This window comes from Massilia sp. IC2-278 (assembly GCF_020708045.1).
Lineage (GTDB): Bacteria > Pseudomonadota > Gammaproteobacteria > Burkholderiales > Burkholderiaceae_D > Telluria.
This window is the reverse complement of record NZ_JAJFES010000002.1, coordinates 1-16,049: the sequence shown is the minus strand read 5'-3', so window position 1 is coordinate 16,049 and position 16,049 is coordinate 1. Positions and strand designations below refer to the sequence as shown.

17 protein-coding genes are annotated in these 16,049 nt (G+C 64.9%); 10 read left to right on the top strand and 7 right to left on the bottom strand.

Translation table 11 applies throughout. From position 1 onward, the window contains the following. Positions 1-2 precede the first annotated feature (2 nt). Positions 3-263 carry a DUF6587 family protein gene (locus LK540_RS04940; protein WP_229435944.1) on the top strand — a complete coding sequence of 87 codons (261 nt, stop codon included), beginning with the start codon at positions 3-5 and terminating at the stop codon, positions 261-263. A gap of 129 nt (positions 264-392) precedes the next feature. Then, positions 393-932, top strand: coding sequence for a transposase (locus LK540_RS04935; RefSeq protein ID WP_229435943.1), 540 nt, complete (start codon positions 393-395; stop codon positions 930-932). Positions 933-998: 66 nt separating this feature from the next. Here LK540_RS04935 and LK540_RS04930 read toward each other — a convergent pair whose 3' ends face one another. Both LK540_RS04930 and LK540_RS04925 read right to left on the bottom strand, forming a co-directional pair. Then, positions 999-1,889 (bottom strand): DUF72 domain-containing protein, encoded by an 891-nt coding sequence (locus tag LK540_RS04930; RefSeq protein WP_229435942.1) that lies wholly within the window; start codon positions 1,887-1,889, stop codon positions 999-1,001. A gap of 69 nt (positions 1,890-1,958) precedes the next feature. Further along, positions 1,959-3,542 carry a methyl-accepting chemotaxis protein gene (locus LK540_RS04925; protein ID WP_229435941.1) on the bottom strand — a complete coding sequence of 528 codons (1,584 nt, stop codon included), beginning with the start codon at positions 3,540-3,542 and terminating at the stop codon, positions 1,959-1,961. Positions 3,543-3,764: 222 nt separating this feature from the next. Between LK540_RS04925 and LK540_RS04920 the strand changes: the two genes are divergently transcribed. From LK540_RS04920 to LK540_RS04910, 3 genes are read left to right on the top strand one after another with little or no spacing between them, the layout of a single operon-like run. Beyond that, a complete protein-coding gene (locus LK540_RS04920) occupies positions 3,765-4,436 on the top strand; it encodes a glutathione S-transferase (RefSeq protein ID WP_229435940.1) in 672 nt (223 codons plus the stop codon). Positions 4,437-4,460: 24 nt separating this feature from the next. Further along, positions 4,461-5,237 carry a 5'-3' exonuclease H3TH domain-containing protein gene (locus LK540_RS04915; RefSeq protein ID WP_229435939.1) on the top strand — a complete coding sequence of 259 codons (777 nt, stop codon included), beginning with the start codon at positions 4,461-4,463 and terminating at the stop codon, positions 5,235-5,237. 16 nt (positions 5,238-5,253) lie between these two features. Beyond that, on the top strand, positions 5,254-5,640 hold the full coding sequence (locus LK540_RS04910; protein WP_229435938.1) for a response regulator: 387 nt from the start codon (positions 5,254-5,256) through the stop codon (positions 5,638-5,640). Here the strand turns inward: LK540_RS04910 and LK540_RS04905 are convergent. Further along, positions 5,612-6,367, bottom strand: coding sequence for a GAF domain-containing protein (locus tag LK540_RS04905; protein ID WP_229435937.1), 756 nt, complete (start codon positions 6,365-6,367; stop codon positions 5,612-5,614). The two genes, LK540_RS04910 and LK540_RS04905, sit on opposite strands and share 29 nt — an antisense overlap. Before the next feature lie 230 nt (positions 6,368-6,597). Here LK540_RS04905 and LK540_RS04900 point away from each other — a divergent pair, with 230 nt between their 5' ends. Further along, complete coding sequence (locus tag LK540_RS04900; RefSeq protein ID WP_229435936.1) at positions 6,598-8,412, top strand: bifunctional diguanylate cyclase/phosphodiesterase; 1,815 nt, start codon at positions 6,598-6,600, stop codon at positions 8,410-8,412. Positions 8,413-8,419: 7 nt separating this feature from the next. After that, positions 8,420-8,689, top strand: a complete 270-nt coding sequence (locus LK540_RS04895; protein ID WP_229435935.1) for a hypothetical protein — start codon at positions 8,420-8,422, stop codon at positions 8,687-8,689. A 13-nt stretch (positions 8,690-8,702) separates the two neighbouring features. On the opposite strand, the gene LK540_RS25320 is transcribed toward LK540_RS04895, so the two are convergent. The 3 genes from LK540_RS25320 to LK540_RS04875 form a co-directional block, all read right to left on the bottom strand. Beyond that, positions 8,703-10,418 carry a methyl-accepting chemotaxis protein gene (locus tag LK540_RS25320; RefSeq protein WP_307729159.1) on the bottom strand — a complete coding sequence of 572 codons (1,716 nt, stop codon included), beginning with the start codon at positions 10,416-10,418 and terminating at the stop codon, positions 8,703-8,705. A 218-nt stretch (positions 10,419-10,636) separates the two neighbouring features. Next, a complete protein-coding gene (gene mnmA, locus LK540_RS04880; protein ID WP_229435934.1) occupies positions 10,637-11,743 on the bottom strand; it encodes a tRNA 2-thiouridine(34) synthase MnmA in 1,107 nt (368 codons plus the stop codon). Positions 11,744-11,746: 3 nt separating this feature from the next. Then, entirely contained in the window at positions 11,747-12,247 is a 501-nt protein-coding gene (locus LK540_RS04875; protein ID WP_229435933.1) for an NUDIX hydrolase, read from the bottom strand. Positions 12,248-12,494: 247 nt separating this feature from the next. Here LK540_RS04875 and LK540_RS04870 point away from each other — a divergent pair, with 247 nt between their 5' ends. The 3 genes from LK540_RS04870 to LK540_RS04860 are packed head-to-tail and all read left to right on the top strand — an operon-like array spanning position 12,495 to position 15,470. Continuing rightward, positions 12,495-13,610: a Re/Si-specific NAD(P)(+) transhydrogenase subunit alpha gene (locus LK540_RS04870; protein ID WP_229435932.1), complete on the top strand. Its 1,116-nt coding sequence runs from the start codon at positions 12,495-12,497 to the stop codon at positions 13,608-13,610. A gap of 37 nt (positions 13,611-13,647) precedes the next feature. Further along, complete coding sequence (locus LK540_RS04865) at positions 13,648-14,013, top strand: NAD(P) transhydrogenase subunit alpha (protein ID WP_229435931.1); 366 nt, start codon at positions 13,648-13,650, stop codon at positions 14,011-14,013. Next, a complete protein-coding gene (locus tag LK540_RS04860; protein WP_229435930.1) occupies positions 14,010-15,470 on the top strand; it encodes an NAD(P)(+) transhydrogenase (Re/Si-specific) subunit beta in 1,461 nt (486 codons plus the stop codon). Before LK540_RS04865 ends, LK540_RS04860 begins: the two co-directional genes overlap by 4 nt. 3 nt (positions 15,471-15,473) lie before the next feature. On the opposite strand, the gene LK540_RS04855 is transcribed toward LK540_RS04860, so the two are convergent. Next, a partial coding sequence (locus tag LK540_RS04855) for a hypothetical protein (protein WP_229435929.1) occupies positions 15,474-16,049 on the bottom strand: 576 nt, incomplete at its 5' end.

Below are 16,049 nucleotides of genomic sequence, written 5' to 3'. Positions count from 1 at the left end.
TCATGTGGCAGGAGCTGGTCGTCGCCGCGTTCGTGCTGGTGGCCGCCGTGTACGTCGGCGCCAAGTACCTGCCGGCAGCCTGGCGCGTGCGCATCGTGAACCGCCTGTCGAAGGGCGGGGCGGATTCGCGGCTGGTGCGCTGGCTGGATACGGGCGGGAGCTGCGGGAGCGGGTGCAATAGCTGCAATACCTGCGAGACGCCGGCGGAGCCGACCCCGCCGGCCGGTAGCAAGCACAAAGTGATCAAGCTGCATAAAAAGTAGGGTGGACACCTGTGTCCACGCTGTCTCACCCTTTGCATATGTCCCCGTTACCGGGACGACCTGCGCCCTCCGCGCACGTTTGACCAAACACACACACCGGACACAACCGGCGGCCTACCATGCCGCACCATGTCCCGTTACCGCCGCCTCCTGACCGGTCCCACCTATTTCTTTACGGTGGTGGCCTACCGCCGCCGCCCTATCTTCTGCGATTCGGCATTGCGCACCGCTTTACGCGATGCGATTGCTACCGTGCGTCGAACACGCCCGTTTTCCGTGGACGCCTGGGTGCTGCTCCCCGATCACATGCATTGCATCTGGACGCTGCCCGAAGACGACCATGCCTATTCGATACGCTGGGCCGAAATCAAACGCTACGTGTCGAGCTGGTGCCGGCCGAAGCTGCGTTCTCCAAATCTGTTGACGCAAGCTGCGCTCGACCGGCGCGAGTCGACCATCTGGCAGCGCAGGTTCTGGGAACACCAGATTCGAGACGAGAACGATTTCGAAAAACACATGGATTACATCCATTTCAATCCCGTCAAGCATGGGTTTGTAAAGTCAGTGCGGGAGTGGCCACATTCGACATTTCACCGGCATGTGAGGGGTGGGGTGTATGTGGGTGATTGGGGCGGGTCGCCGGGTATCAGCGAGATGTTGATCGAGTAGGCGGTGGGGTGTGCATGAGTACGACCGCGTGGACACAGGTGTCCACCCTACGACAGCATGGTTGTTTCAAGAGGTGCCGCCAGGCGCCGTATCCAACCCGAGGGCTTCGATCAGGCGCTTGGCATCATACGGCGCATGCACCTTGATGTCGTTGTCGAAGTAAACGTACACGTCACGGCTTTTTCGCCTGGCCGGCGCTTTCGGCGACACACGTACCCCATCCTCCGGCTGCCCACCCATGCTCCACGCCCGTATCTTCCCAGCCCAGCGTTCGATCGCCGCATCGCCATACCCGCTCGCGTACAGCTCCTCATCCCCATGCAAGCGCAGGTACATGAAGTCGGCGGTCACGTCTTCCATGTAGGGCCACTTGCCCGCCGTATCCGCCACCACCAGCGCCACGTTGTACTTGCGCAGCAGCGCAATGAAACGCTCGTCGCGAAAGCTCTCATGCCTCACCTCGACCGCATGCCGCATCGGCCGTTTCGCATCCATGGCCAGCGACACCTTGCCCTCCATGCGCGGCTGGTACTCCAGCGCACGCGCCAGGGCCGCTTCGGTATCCTGCGGCAGCAGGGAAAGAAAATGCTCGAAGCGTTCATGGTCGAACTTCACCATCTCGGGAAACTGCCACAGGAAGGGCCCGAGCTTCTCGCGCAGTTCGAAGATGCCCGAGGCCAGCACGTTGGCCAGCGGCCCCTCGATCTCCTTCAGCTTGAGCATATGGGTGATGAAGCGGTTGCCCTTTACCGCGAAGAGAAAACCCGGCGGCGTGGCGGCGTACCAGGCGGCGTAGCTTTCGGGGCGCTGCAATGAGTAGAACGAACCGTTGATCTCGATGGTCGGCAGCTGGCGCGACGCGTAGTCGAGCTCGCGCGCCTGGGCCAGGCCCTTGGGATAGAAGACGCCGCGCCACGGCACGTAGCGCCAGCCGGAGATACCGATGAAGATCGCCATGGGGCGATCATAGAGGGGCAGGCTGCCGCGCTCGGTGCGTTGCCGAACGCGTGCAGCCAGATGCAGGCGTCAGGTCAAGGCAAGCTGACGGCGCACGCCGCCGGCCGCCACCACCTTGAACACGCCCACCACCTCCGACAGGCGCTCGGCCTGCAGGCGCATCGATTCGGCCGCGGCTGCTGCTTCCTCGACCAGGGCCGCGTTCTTCTGCGTCACGCCATCCATCTCGGCGATCGCGCGGTTCACCTGGCTGATGCCGGCTTCCTGCTCGGCGCTGGCGGCGGTGATCTCGCCGATGATGCCGTTCACCTGGCGCACGCTGGCGACGATTTCCTGCATCGTGGCGCCGGCGTGGTGCACCAGGGCGCTGCCCGCGTCGACCTTGCTCACCGAATCGTCGATCAGGGCTTTCACTTCGCGCGCCGCCGCTGCCGAGCGCTGGGCCAGGCTGCGCACTTCGCTTGCCACGACCGCGAAGCCGCGGCCCTGTTCGCCGGCGCGCGCCGCTTCCACCGCCGCGTTCAGGGCCAGGATGTTGGTCTGGAAGGCGATACCGTCGATGACGCCGATGATGTCGACGATCTTGCGCGAGGAGGCGTTGATCGAGTCCATGGTCTGCACCACCTGCTGCACCACCTCGCCGCCGCGCACGGCCACGTCGGCCGCCTGCGAGGCCAGCGTGTTGGCGTGGCGCGCATGCTCGGCGTTCTGCTGGACGGCGCCGGTCAGTTCTTCCATCGAAGACGCGGTTTCCTCCAGCGAGCCAGCCTGCTGCTCGGTGCGGTTCGACAGGTCGTGGTTGCCGGCCGCGATCTGGGCCGAAGCGCTGGCGATCGCCTGGATGCCGGTGTCGACTTCGCCGACGATGCTGTTCAGGCTGCCGTTCATCTCGCGCAGGGCGTCCAGCAGGTGGGCGGTCTCGTCATGGCCGCGCACCTCGATCACGGTGGTGAGGTCGCCGGATGCGACGGTGCGCGCCACGCTGACGGCGCGCGCCATCGGCCGGGCGATGCTGCGCGAGAGCGACAAGCCGAACAGCATCAGGATGGCTGACAGGACGATCGTCGCGCCCGAGAACCAGGCCACGCGTGGCCAGAAAATGGCGCCGATGGTGTCGGTGTAGACGCCGGAACCGACCACCCAGCCCCAGGCCGGCACGCCCTTGACGTAGGAGATCTTCGGCACCGGCGCATCCTGGCCCGGCTTCGGCCACAGGTAGGAAACGAAGCCGGCGCCGTCCTTTTTCACAACGTCGACCATGGCCACGAACAGGTGCAGGCCGTTCGGATCGGTATTCGCACGCAGGTCCTGGCCATCGAGCTCGGGCTTGATCGGGTGCATCAGCATGCGCGGCGTCATGTCGTTGACAAAGATATATTCCTGGCCGCTGTAGCGCAGTGCCTTCAGCGTCACCAGGGCGGCGCGCTTGGCGTCAAGCTCGTCCATCGTGCCGGCGGCGGCCGCTTGCTGGTAGTGCTCGACGACACTGGTGGCCAGTTCGACCGCCTGGCGCACGCCGCTGCCGCGCTCGTCCTCGATCAGGCCGCGTTCGGATATCAGGAAACAGGCGGCAACGATGGCCATGCCAAGGCCGGTACTGAAGGTCAACAGGCCAAGTTTCTGGGCAATGGTCAGGCGTAGCAGTGTGAGCATGAAAAGGATCGGTCGTGGCGCAGTGGGAAAAATGACGGAAAAGCCGATAAGGGAGTTCAACGGCGCGTAAATACAAGTAGTTTTTTATGCAAAACTGATAAAACTGCGCAAGTATATCGAATGTTGCTTAAATAAAACCTCTAATCTGAAAATGTTCCTTGTCTTTTTGTAATGGCGCAACAATGCTAAGCTAGCGCTCCCTTCCACCACGGCATCGCGACCATGATCACCGTCCATCACCTGAACAATTCGCGCTCCCAGCGCATCCTCTGGCTGCTCGAGGAACTGGGCCTGGAATACGAGATCAAAAAGTACCAGCGCGACCCGAAGACCATGCTGGCGCCGCCGGAACTGAAGGCCGTGCACCCGCTGGGCAAGTCGCCGGTGATCACCGACGACGGCACCGTGGTGGCCGAATCCGGCGCCATCGTCGAGTACCTGGTCGAGCGCTACGGCAACGGGCGCCTGGTGCCGGCGGCCGGCACGCCGGAAAAACTGAAGTACACCTATTTCCTGCACTTCGCCGAAGGCTCCGCCATGTCGCCGCTGCTGATGAAACTGGTATTCGACCGCATCGAGAACGGCCCCATGCCCTTCTTCGTCAAGCCGGTCGCGCGCGGCATCGCACGCAAGGTGAAGGAGGGCTTCGTGAATCCGAACATCCAGGCCCAGCTCGACTACCTGGAATCCGAACTGAAGGCGCGGCCCTGGTTCGCCGGGAGCGAATTTTCCGCCGCCGACATCCAGATGAGCTTTGCGCTGGAAGCGGCGGCCTCGCGCGGCGGCCTGGGCGCCCAGTACCCGCAGCTGAGCGGCTTCCTGCAGCGCATCCATGCGCGTCCAGCCTATCAGCGTGCGCTGGAGCGCGGCGGCAAGTACGACTATGCCCGCTGATGATGACAAGGTGATGGCAAGCTGATGGCAAAACTGCTCGCGATCGACGGACTGAACATCGTGCGCCGGGTTTATGAAGCGAGCCCGGAGCCCGACTCCGACCTGAAGGCCGGCATCGCGCTGCGCCACGCGTTCTCGTCCTTCCGCAATGTGCTCGAGGTGCATGCGCCGACCCACGTGCTGGCCGCCTTCGACTACGGCGGCGAGAACTGGCGCCACGCGCTGTATCCGCGCTACCGCGAGCACCGCGCGCCGATGCCGGCCGTGCTGCGCGAAGCGCTGCCGGAATTCCAGGAGCGTCTGAAAACGGCCGGGGTGCCGGTGGCGATGCTGCCCGGCGTCGAGGCCGACGACGTGGTTGCCACCTGCGTGATGCGCTGGCTGCAGGAGAACCGCGGCGAGGCCATCGTCGCCACCACCGACAAGGACCTGCACGTGCTGATCGCGCACGGCGCCCTGGTCTGGGACCACTTCAAGAACGAGTGGCACGACGACGCCTGGGTGCGCAACAAGTTCGGCGTCGCTCCCGAGCTGCTGCACGATTTATTGGCGCTGATGGGCGATGCCACCGACGGCGTGCCGGGCGTCTCGAAAGTCGGCATGAAGACCGCCGCGCGCCTGCTCAACGCCTACGGCAGCCTGGACGCCGTGATGGCCGGCGCCGGCATCCTCAAGACCCCGCTGGGCGAGCGCTTGCGCGCCGAACGCGAGATACTGTATTTATCGCGCCAGCTGGTGCAGCTGAAGACCGACGTGCGCCTGGGCGTGACGTGGAAGATGCTGGCCTACGAGTCGCATTGAGAAAGGAAGCCCGGACATGCTGAAGGCAGTATTGGTGGATTCGAACGCGATCTCGCGCGGCTTGCTCAATACCGTGCTCACCGAAGGCAGCTACGACGTGGTCGGCCAGACCCACACCGGCCATGGCGGCATGCTGCTGGCCGCGAAGTTCCGTCCGCACCTGATCTGCATCGCGCGCGAGCAGGTCGAGGACAGCGACATCGTCGAGCAGCTGCGCGCCACGCTGCCCAAGACCCTGATCTTCATGGTCTCGGGCACGCTCGACGCGCCCACCATCCAGGGCGCCCTCGCGCGCGGCGTGCACGGCTTCATCGTCAGGCCCTTCAAGGCCGACGCCGTGCTCAAGACGATCCGGAATACCGTACTCGCCGTGGTCAAGAAGCAGCAGGGCGGCGGCGCCTGATTTCCTCGGCCGCAATCGCAGCCAGTTCCTCCAGGGCGCGCAGTTCGCGTTCGCGCAGGCGGCGCGGTTCGCGGTCCATCACGCACAAGGCCCCCAGCCGGAAACCCCGGGCGTCGACCAGCGGCACGCCGGCATAGAAGCGGACGTGCGGGGCGCCGGTCACCAACGGATTGTCGCGAAAGCGGCCGTCGAGCCGGGTATCGGCCACCATCATCGGCTCGCCGCCCAGGATCGTGTGGCTGCAAAAGGCCATGTCGCGCGGGGTTTCGGTAAAGCCGATCCCGACCCGCGACTTGAACCACTGGCGCTGGTCGTCCACCAGGGTCAGCATGGCGATCGGACTGTCGGTGATCTGGGCCGCCAGCCAGGTCAGGCGGTCGAACACGGTCTCGGGAGCGCTGCCGACCAGGCCGCTGGCGGCCAGCGCGGCCAGGCGCGCCGGCTCGTTGGCCGGCAGCGCGGGTGCGGCCTCCGCTTGGTGCATGGGGTTGGCAAGGAAATCCGGGTCGGCCTGCGACAGCAGCGGCGCCAGGCCGGCGCGTTCGCGTAGCAGCGAACTGACTGCGCTCAGGCGCACGCGGCGATGGCCGCCCGGCGTTTTCCAGGCGGGCAGCAGGCCGTTTTCGATCCATTGCTGGGCAGTACTCACCGCAATGCCGAGCAGCCGGGCTGCTTCGCGGGTAGTCAGGATCGGATCGTCCGAAGTTCCGGATGAAGGCGCGGACATGACAAAAACTCTTTCAACAAAGAAATAACCAAATGTGTATTCTACTGGACGATTTTCGAAATTTATCGAATTTGATGATGTAAGTTGCCAGAAAACATCACCATCCGTCCAGATTCCCGAATATATGGATGAGTTAATACAATTATTGTTGACGCGGAGAAATTTGACGAACAGAATGGGATCATTCGTCATTTTCATCATTTGTTTCGACGACCTCGTCAAGGAAGTTCATGCCCCATCGCCAACCCTCCGCGCAATACGAAACCGAGCGCCTCGATGCCCTGCGCAAGCTGGAGCTGCTCGATACGCCGCCGAGCGAGGCCTTCGACCGCATCACGCGCATGGCGGCCCAGCTGTTCAAGCTGCCGGTGGCGGCGGTGTCGCTGACCGATGCCGACCGCCAGTGGTTCAAGTCGCGCGTGGGTGTCGACCACACCTCGATCCCGCGCGAGAATGCCCCCTGCGCCAAGGTAGTCGACAACGGCGACATGCTGGTGGTGAGCGACATGCGCACCGACGAATGCTTCCACGACAGCCACCTGGCGCGTTCGGGCGTGCGCTTCTATGCGGGCGCGCCGCTGGTCACGCGCGACGGCCACTGCCTGGGCGCGATGTGCGTACTCGGCACCGAGCCGCGCGCAATCACGGAGGCAGAGCGCGAGGGCCTGGCCGACCTGGCCTCGATGGTGATGGCGCAGATCGAACTGCAGCACGCCATCGGCCGCATCGACCCGGCCAGCGGCCTGCCGAACCGCAGCCAGTTCATCGAGGACATGAGCGACCTGGCCAACGAGCGACCGCTTGGCGAGACCCGGCTGGCGGCGATGGTCAACCTCACCACGCCCGAACAGCTCAGCGACGCCATGCGCGCGATGGGCGCCGGCTACCTCGACGAGATCGTGGAGGAGGCCGTGCGCATGCTGCGCGCCGCGCTCGGCCCGGGCCGCAAGGTGTACCACGTGGCCCCGACCCAGTTCGTGTTCCTGGCCGAGCCCGACGCCGACGTCCAGCGCTTCTGCGACTGGCTGGCCAGCTGGATCGAACTGCGCGCGAACGCCATGACCTCGCGCTTCATGACCACCACCACCATCGGCGTGGCGCCGTTCCAGGTCGGGAAAAGCGACACGCTCGAGGTCCTGCGCGACATGCACAGCGCCGCCCACGACGCCCTCGACGGCTCGCGCCGCGTGCGCGTGTTCTCGGCCGAGCAGAACGCCGTCTTCCTGCGCCGCTTCTACCTGGTGAACGAATTCGGCGCGGCGCTGGAAAGCGCTGACCAGCTGCGCCTGGTGTTCCAGCCGAAGGTCGAACTGTCGACCGGGCGCTGCCTCGGCGCCGAAGCACTGCTGCGCTGGAACCATCCGGTGCTGGGCGAGGTGTCGCCGGGCGAGTTCTTCCCTTTGATCGAACAGACCTCGCTGGCGCGCGCTACCACGCGCTGGGTGCTGGCGCAGGCGCTGCAGCAGCTGGCCGCATGGCGCAACGGCGGCCTGAAGCTGCAGATGGCGGTGAACGTCTCGGCGGTGAACCTGACCGAAGCGGACTTCTGCGCCCACGTGGCCGAGCAGCTGCGCCGCCACGGTTTGCCGCCCGAGGCGCTGGCGCTGGAAATCACCGAAAGCGCGCTGATGAAGAACCGCGCGCTGGCCATGAAGACCCTGGAGGACCTGGCCGCCGCCGGCGTGCACCTGGCGATCGACGACTTCGGCACCGGCTACAGCAGCCTGGCCTATCTGCAAAGCGTGCCGGCCAGGGTGGTCAAGATCGACCAGAGCTTCGTGCGCGACCTCGATACCGACAAGCACAAGCGCGCGCTGGTGAGTACGGTCATCAAGCTCTCGCACGACCTTGGCCGCAGCGTGGTGGCCGAGGGCGTCGAAACCGCGGCGGTGGCCACCCTGCTGCTGGCGGAAGGCTGCGACCAGGCGCAGGGCTACCTGTACGCGCGCCCGATGGCGCCGGAAGACTTCGAGCGCTGGATCTGCGCCAAATGGACGCTGCCGCGCGAGCGCAAGGCGCTGGCGCCGATGGTGGCTTGCGCCTGACGAGCATGTGAAAAGCGGCGCCGCCATTTCGGGGCGCCGCTTTTGTAGGGTGGGCCGGGCCGCGCAAGGCACCTGTGTCCACGCGGTGCTGCGCATCCATGTCGATCACTGCCGCGAAGCGGTTGAGCCCGTTTCGTCATCGATCAACGATTTGAATGGCTGTGCGGCTCACAACGGTACGACCGCGTGGACACAGGTGTCCACCCTACGAAAAACAAATCGAAACGACAAAACAAAAACGGCGCACCGGATGATCCTGGTGCGCCGTTTTTATTGAAGCCGCAAGCCGCTTAAAACTCTTCCCACTCGTCGCCAGCCGTGCTGGCCAACTGCGCCTTGCGCACTGGCGCCGCCGGCTTAGCTGCCGCGACCTTCCCACGCGGCGCCGCTGGCGGCAGTGCCACCTTCACCGCACGCGGCGCAGCGGCCACAGGCGCCACCACCGTCGCGGCAGGCGCCGCCTCGCCGGTCCGGAACACCGCCACCGCTTCGGCCAGCTTGGCCGCCTGCATGCGCATTGCGTCGGCCGCGGCCGAGGTTTCCTCGACCAGGGCCGCGTTCTGCTGGGTCACCTGGTCCATCTGCACCACGGCGCCGTTGATCTGCTCGATGCCCGCGCTCTGCTCGCCGCTGGCGGCGCTGATCTCGCCCATGAGGTCGGCCACGCGGCGGATGCTCTCGACGATCTCGTGCATCGTGCTGCCGGCTTCATTGACCAGGCGGCTGCCGTCGCCGACCCTGCCGGCCGAATCCTCGATCAGTCCCTTGATGTCCTTGGCCGCCGCCGCCGAACGCTGGGCCAGGTTGCGCACCTCGGTGGCCACGACCGCGAAGCCGCGCCCCTGCTCGCCGGCGCGCGCCGCTTCGACCGCCGCGTTCAGGGCCAGGATATTCGTCTGGAAGGCGATGCCGTCGATCACGCCGATGATGTCGGCCATGCGCTGCGAACTGGCGTGGATGGCGTCCATGGTGCCGACCACTTGCTTGACCACGGCGCCGCCGCGCTCGGCCACGCTCGAGGCCACGCCGGCCAGCACGTTGGCCTGGCGCGCGTTGTCGGCATTCTGGCGCACGGTCGAGGTCAGCTCTTCCATCGACGACGCGGTTTCTTCCAGCGCGCTGGCCTGCTCCTCGGTGCGCGAGGACAGGTCCATGCTGCCGGCCGCCACCTGCGAGGAAGCCGAGGCGATCAGCTCGGTGCCGCTGCGCACGATCGTCACGGTGCCCAGCAGGCTGTCGTTCATCTTCTTCAAGGCCGCCAGCAGCAGGCCGAGTTCATCCTTCGTGGTGACCTCGATGCGGCTGGTCAGGTCGCCCGCAGCCACGGTCTCGGCAATCGCCAGGGCGCGCGCCACCGGCGTGGTGATCGAGGCCGTGATGCGCCAGGCGATGATGGCCGCCAGCGCCAGGATCACCGCGCTCAGGGCCAGCATCAGGCGCAGGGTATTGTCGTAGGTGGTGTCGGCTTCAAGCGCAGCTTGGGCGGCCAGCTTCTTCTGCATGTCGATCTGGCCGGTGATGACCTTGCGGTATTCGGCCAGCAGCGGACGGTACTCGTTCACCAGGTAGCTGGAGGCCTGCTCGATCTCGCCGACGCCGATGTGGCGCAGCAGCACGTCCTGGGCGGCCACGAACTTAGCGTTGTATTCCTGGCTCTGGCGCAGCAGGGCCTTGCCTTCTTCGCTGACGATGGTCGGGGCCAGCTTGTCGAAGGTGGCGGCGATGCTGGCGCGCGCCTTGTCGACGTCCGCGGCCTGCACCTTGCGGTCGGCCGGATCGGCGTTCAGCATCATGTTGCGCAGCGCGATCGAGACGTTGTTCACCTCGGTGAGCACGGCGTTCGAGGCCTCGATCTTCGGCATGTAGTTGTTGACGATGACGTCGGTGCCGGTCTTGATGTGGCCGAGCATGGCCGTGCCGAGCACGACGACGACGATGAGAAAGGCGCACAGGAGGCCGAAGCCGGCGAAAAGCCGGGTCCGTACGCGCAGGTTGGCGATGTTCATGGGTTTCGTCTCTGAGGTTGGGTCGGCAGCACTCGCCGGCCATGTGCCGGCATATTTACCGTTATTGCTGGATTTTCCGTCTGGCAATGTAGGGTAACGGTGCCGTGTGGCCCGACTCAATGGCGAAATACTAATTGCGGGGAAATTTTGTGCGATATGTTGCGGGTCTGCCGCAGGCAGGCGGCAAGAAGAAACGCCGGCACAAGGCCGGCGTTCGCTCAGGCGCCGAGCGCCCCGTCGATGATGCCGCCGCCCAGGCAGATGTCGCCGTCGTACAGCACGGCCGACTGGCCCGGGGTCACGGCCCATTGCGGGTCCGTGAAATTCAATGCAAAGCGGTCCATGCCTTCGGCCAGCACGTCGCAGGCCACGTCCTGCTGGCGGTAGCGCGTCTTGGCCGACAGCAGGCGCGGCTCCGGCGCTTCGCCCGCGACCCAGCTGGCCTGGCCGGCGTCCAGGCGCGAGGACAGCAGCCACGGATGGTCATGGCCCTGCACGATGTACAGGGTGTTGTTGGCGATGTCCTTGCGCGCCACGAACCACGGCTCGCTCGTGCCGTCGGCATTCTTGTGCGACTTCAGGCCGCCGATGCCGATGCCCTTGCGCTGGCCGAGCGTATAGAACGACAGGCCGATGTGCTCGCCCACGGTCTGGCCGTTGTCGAGCTTGATCGGGCCCGGCTTGTGCGACAGGTAGCGGTTCAGGAAGTCGCGGAAAGGGCGCTCGCCGATGAAGCAGATGCCGGTCGAATCCTTTTTCGCCGCGTTCGGCAGCTGCAGCTTCTCGGCGATCTTGCGCACTTCGGTCTTCGGGATTTCGCCCAGCGGGAACAGCGACTTCGACAGCTGCGCCTGGTTCAGGCGGTGCAGGAAGTAGCTCTGGTCCTTGGTGTGATCGAACGCCTTGAGCAGCTCGAACTTGCCGGCGGCGTTCTCGCGCACGCGCGCATAGTGGCCGGTGGCGATCAAATCGGCGCCCAGCTTCATCGCGTGGTCGAGGAAGGCCTTGAACTTGATTTCGGCGTTACAGAGCACGTCCGGGTTCGGCGTGCGGCCGGCCTGGTATTCGCGCAGGAATTCGGCGAACACGCGGTCCTTGTATTCGGCGGCGAAGTTGACGGCCTCGATGTCGACGCCGACCACGTCGGCCACGCTGGCCGCGTCGATCCAGTCCTGGCGCGTCGAGCAGTATTCGGAATCGTCGTCGTCTTCCCAGTTCTTCATGAACAGGCCAACGACTTCGTAGCCCTGTTCCTTCAACATCCACGCCGCGACCGAGGAGTCGACTCCGCCCGACATCCCGATCACGACTTTTTTCTTGCTCATTTTTTAAACCTGATTGGTGGTGGTAAGCCCACCCTCGAACACCGACGGGTGGGTGTGCAGCAGCGCCAGCTCGGTGCGCTTGCCGGCGAGGTAATCGTCCACGCATTGCAGTACGATGGGGCTGCGGTGGCGCTCGGCGCTGGCGGCGATTTCGTCGCGCGTCATCCACAGGGTGCGCAGGATGCCGTCGTCGAGCGGCTGGTCATACTGTCTGCCCGCTTTGCCGCAGAAGGTGAAGCGCAGGTAGGTGACGTCGGCGTTGCGCGACTTCGAGTGGTAGCGCGACATGTACATGCCGACCAGCGCCTCGGGAATGAACTCGTGCGCGGTTTCTTCCAGCGATTCGCGCACCACCGCCTGCTCCAGCGACTCGTGCGGGTCGAGGTGACCGGCCGGCTGGTTCAGCTTGATCCCTTCGCTCGTCTCTTCCTCGATCAGGAGGAAACGGCCATCGCGTTCGATGATGGCGGCAACGGTGACTGACGGTCTGAAGGTATGGGTCATGCGCGTCCTTGGAAATGAGCCGATATTCTACAGCGACCCGCAAAGCGTTGCTCGACAGTACGTGTGCAATGCAGCAAAAAAGCCCGAAGAAGCGCAATTTGATACAAAAAACGTGTGCATCTCGCCTCAGCTGTATCGTATTTACCATCGAAATGCCGAGCCAGATCGACTTGTCATTATCAGTAGATTCTTGTGCATGTTTACGTGTTAGATTGTGAACACAAAACCCAACAACAGGGAGGCGTGCATGAGAATCGGCATTCCGGTGGAGACGAGGCCAGGCGAAACGCGCGTGGCGGCGACTCCGGAAACGGTCAAGAAACTCGCGGGCAAGCACCAGGTCCTTGTCCAGTCCGGCGCCGGGCTGCACGCCGCCGTCACCGACGAAGCATATGCTGCCGCCGGGGCAAGCATCGTCGGCGCGGACGAGGCCTTCGGCGCCGAGATCGTGTTAAAAGTGCGCGCCCCGAACGAAGCCGAGCGCGCGCGCATGCAGCCGGGCACCGTAGTAGTCGGCATGCTGAATCCTTTCGACTCTGACAACATCGCCGCCATGGCCGGTGCGCGCCTGACTGCCTTTGCGCTGGAAGCGGCGCCGCGCATCACGCGCGCACAGTCGCTGGACGTGCTGTCCTCGCAGGCGAACATCGCCGGCTACAAGGCCGTGATGCTGGCCGCAAACACTTATCAACGCTTCATGCCGATGCTGATGACGGCTGCCGGCACCGTGAAGGCGGCGCGCGTGCTGATCATGGGCGTGGGCGTGGCCGGCCTGCAGGCGATCGCCACCGCCAAGCGCCTGGGCGCCGTGATCGAGGCCTCCGACGTGCGTCCGCCGGTCAAGGAACAGGTGGAATCGCTCGGCGCCAAGTTCATCGACGTGCCGTTCGTTACCGACGAAGAGCGCGAGATCGCGCAGGGCGTGGGCGGCTATGCGCGGCCGATGCCCGCCGACTGGATGCGGCGCCAGGCCGAACTCGTGCACGAACGCGCCAAGCTGGCCGACATCATCATCACCACCGCCCTGATCCCGGGCCGGCCGGCGCCGGTGCTCATCCGCGAAGAAACCGTGCAGGCCATGAAGCCGGGCTCGGTGATCGTCGACATGGCCATCGAGCAGGGCGGCAACTGCCCGCTGACGGAACTCGGCAAGACCGTGGTCAAGCATGGCGTCCACATCATCGGCGAGCCGAACCTGGCGGCGCTGGTGGCGGCCGATGCCTCGGCCCTGTACGCGCGCAACGTGCTCGACTTCCTGAAGCTGGTGTTCGACAAGGAAGACACATTCCACATCGACCTGGAAGACGAGATCGTGCGCGCCACGCTGCTGTGCCACCAAAGCGAAGCATTATCACGTAAATAAGACTGCGCACATGACAGGCCAAGAAAAGGAGACGGGAATGGACATCAGCCACACCATCATCAACCTGATCATCTTCGTGCTGGCGATCTACGTCGGCTACCACGTCGTCTGGACCGTGACGCCGGCGCTGCACACGCCGCTGATGGCAGTCACCAACGCCATCTCCGCCATCATCATCGTCGGCGCCATGCTCGCCGCCGGCCTTACCGAAGGGGTGCTCGGCCAGGCCATGGGCACGCTGGCCGTGGCCCTGGCCGCGGTGAACGTGTTCGGCGGCTTCCTCGTCACCCAGCGCATGCTGGAAATGTTCAAGAAAAAGGAACCGAAAGCGGCCGCACCGAAAGGCGCCGCCGGCGAATCCGCCACGACCTCGGCCAAGAGCGCCGCCAAGGAGGCCGCATGAACATGATCAGCATGAACATGGTCACGCTGCTGTATCTGGTGGCCTCGGTCTGCTTCATCCAGGCGCTGAAGGGCTTGTCCTCGCCCTCGTCCGCGCGCATGGGCAATACCTTCGGCATGGCCGGCATGGCAATCGCGGTCGCCACCACGATTGCCCTGATCTTCAAGCTGCAGGAGCAGTTCGCAAGTGGCCATGCCGGCATGGGCTTCCCGCTGGTGCTGCTGGGCGTGGTGGTCGGCGGCGCGATTGGCGCCTACGCCGCGAAAAAGGTCGAGATGACCAAGATGCCGGAATTGGTGGCGGCGATGCACTCGCTGATCGGCCTTGCCGCCGTGTGCATCGCGGTGGCGGCTGTCTCGGAACCGTGGGCCTTCAACATCGCCGAACGCGGCGGCGCGCTGCCCTTCGGGAACCGGCTCGAACTCTTCATCGGCACCTTTGTCGGCGCCGTTACCTTCTCGGGTTCGGTGATCGCCTTCGGCAAGCTCTCGGGCAAGTACAAGTTTCGCCTGTTCCAGGGTGCGCCGGTGCGCTTTGGCGGCCAGCACATCCTGAACCTGGTCATTGCCATTGCGATCATCGCGCTCGGCCTGGTGTTCTGCTTTTCCGATGCGGTAGAGCCGGCCTGGACGCCGTTCGCCATCATGGCAGCACTGGCCTTCATCCTCGGCGTGCTGATCATCATCCCCATCGGCGGCGCCGACATGCCGGTGGTGGTGTCGATGCTGAACTCGTACTCGGGCTGGGCGGCGGCCGGCATCGGCTTCTCGCTGAATAACTCGATGCTGATCATCGCCGGTTCGCTGGTCGGGTCGAGCGGCGCGATCCTGTCTTACATCATGTGCAAAGCCATGAACCGGTCCTTCTTCAACGTGATCCTGGGCGGCTTCGGCGGCGAAGCGGCAGCCGCAACGGGCGGCGCGCAGGAACAGCGCCCGGTGAAGTCCGGCTCGGCCGAGGATGCCGCCTTCATCCTGCAGAATGCCGAATCGGTGATCATCGTGCCCGGCTACGGCCTGGCGGTGGCGCGCGCCCAGCACTCGGTGAAGGAGCTGGTGGACAAACTCACCGAGCACGGCGTGACGGTGCGCTATGCGATCCACCCGGTGGCGGGGCGCATGCCGGGCCACATGAACGTGCTGCTGGCCGAGGCCGAAGTACCCTACGACCAGGTGGCCGAGATGGAAGACATCAACGGCGAATTCGGCCAGACCGACGTGGTGCTGGTGCTGGGCGCGAACGACGTGGTGAACCCGGCGGCGAAGGACCCGAAATCGCCGATCGCCGGCATGCCGATCCTCGAGGCGTACCGCGCCAAGAGCATCATCGTCAACAAGCGCTCGATGGCGTCGGGCTATGCGGGCCTGGACAACGATCTGTTCTACATGCCGAACACGATGATGGTGTTCGGCGACGCCAAGAAGGTGATCGAGTCGATGGTAAAGGCGGTCGAGTAGGGTTTAAAACACCTCTCCGGCGATCTGCTTGCCGTCGACCACGATCTTGACGCTGACCGAGAGCAGGGCGTAGGCGAAGACCTCGACGAAATACGATTTGCCATCCGGGCGTGCGATGGTCGCCGCCACCACGGGGCGGGTCTTGTCGAGGGCGAACAGCTGGCGGGTTTCGGCGACCTGCTCGCCGTCGACGAAGAGCTTCAGGCCATCGTTCCACGAGTTGCGCACCTTGATCTCGCTGCCTTCCCAGTTGGCGAGCCACTCCTTGGCGAACCATTCCTTGCTGTCCGACGGTGTGAAGCGCTGCTGGGCCGCCTGGCGGGTCATGCCCATCAGGGCACCGAGTTCGGCCCAGGAACGGCCAGCCTGGCGCGCCTTGCCGGCCGCTTCCCTGCGCAGGCCCTCGCAGATCTGCAGGCCGGCGCTGCTGGCTGCCAAGAGGCGCAGGGCGTTGTCGGCTTCGGCGTCGGGCGTGTCGACCAGGTTGGCGTGGGCGATGACGGCGGCTTCGATGGATTGCTGCAGGCTGGCGCGCTGTTCAGGAGAGAGGGGGGCGGGCTGGGTGGGCGTTGCGGTGGT

What these genes read in the sequence shown, in the direction of transcription:
- LK540_RS04940 (WP_229435944.1), top strand. Translation starts at nt 3, where the DNA reads ATGTGGCAGGAGCTGGTCGTCGCCGCGTTCGTGCTGGTGGCCGCCGTG.
- LK540_RS04935 (WP_229435943.1), top strand. Translation starts at nt 393, where the DNA reads ATGTCCCGTTACCGCCGCCTCCTGACCGGTCCCACCTATTTCTTTACG.
- LK540_RS04930 (WP_229435942.1), bottom strand. Translation starts at nt 1,889, where the DNA reads ATGGCGATCTTCATCGGTATCTCCGGCTGGCGCTACGTGCCGTGGCGC.
- LK540_RS04925 (WP_229435941.1), bottom strand. Translation starts at nt 3,542, where the DNA reads ATGCTCACACTGCTACGCCTGACCATTGCCCAGAAACTTGGCCTGTTG.
- LK540_RS04920 (WP_229435940.1), top strand. Translation starts at nt 3,765, where the DNA reads ATGATCACCGTCCATCACCTGAACAATTCGCGCTCCCAGCGCATCCTC.
- LK540_RS04915 (WP_229435939.1), top strand. Translation starts at nt 4,461, where the DNA reads ATGGCAAAACTGCTCGCGATCGACGGACTGAACATCGTGCGCCGGGTT.
- LK540_RS04910 (WP_229435938.1), top strand. Translation starts at nt 5,254, where the DNA reads ATGCTGAAGGCAGTATTGGTGGATTCGAACGCGATCTCGCGCGGCTTG.
- LK540_RS04905 (WP_229435937.1), bottom strand. Translation starts at nt 6,367, where the DNA reads ATGTCCGCGCCTTCATCCGGAACTTCGGACGATCCGATCCTGACTACC.
- LK540_RS04900 (WP_229435936.1), top strand. Translation starts at nt 6,598, where the DNA reads ATGCCCCATCGCCAACCCTCCGCGCAATACGAAACCGAGCGCCTCGAT.
- LK540_RS25320 (WP_307729159.1), bottom strand. Translation starts at nt 10,418, where the DNA reads ATGAACATCGCCAACCTGCGCGTACGGACCCGGCTTTTCGCCGGCTTC.
- mnmA (WP_229435934.1), bottom strand. Translation starts at nt 11,743, where the DNA reads ATGAGCAAGAAAAAAGTCGTGATCGGGATGTCGGGCGGAGTCGACTCC.
- LK540_RS04875 (WP_229435933.1), bottom strand. Translation starts at nt 12,247, where the DNA reads ATGACCCATACCTTCAGACCGTCAGTCACCGTTGCCGCCATCATCGAA.
- LK540_RS04870 (WP_229435932.1), top strand. Translation starts at nt 12,495, where the DNA reads ATGAGAATCGGCATTCCGGTGGAGACGAGGCCAGGCGAAACGCGCGTG.
- LK540_RS04865 (WP_229435931.1), top strand. Translation starts at nt 13,648, where the DNA reads ATGGACATCAGCCACACCATCATCAACCTGATCATCTTCGTGCTGGCG.
- LK540_RS04860 (WP_229435930.1), top strand. Translation starts at nt 14,010, where the DNA reads ATGAACATGATCAGCATGAACATGGTCACGCTGCTGTATCTGGTGGCC.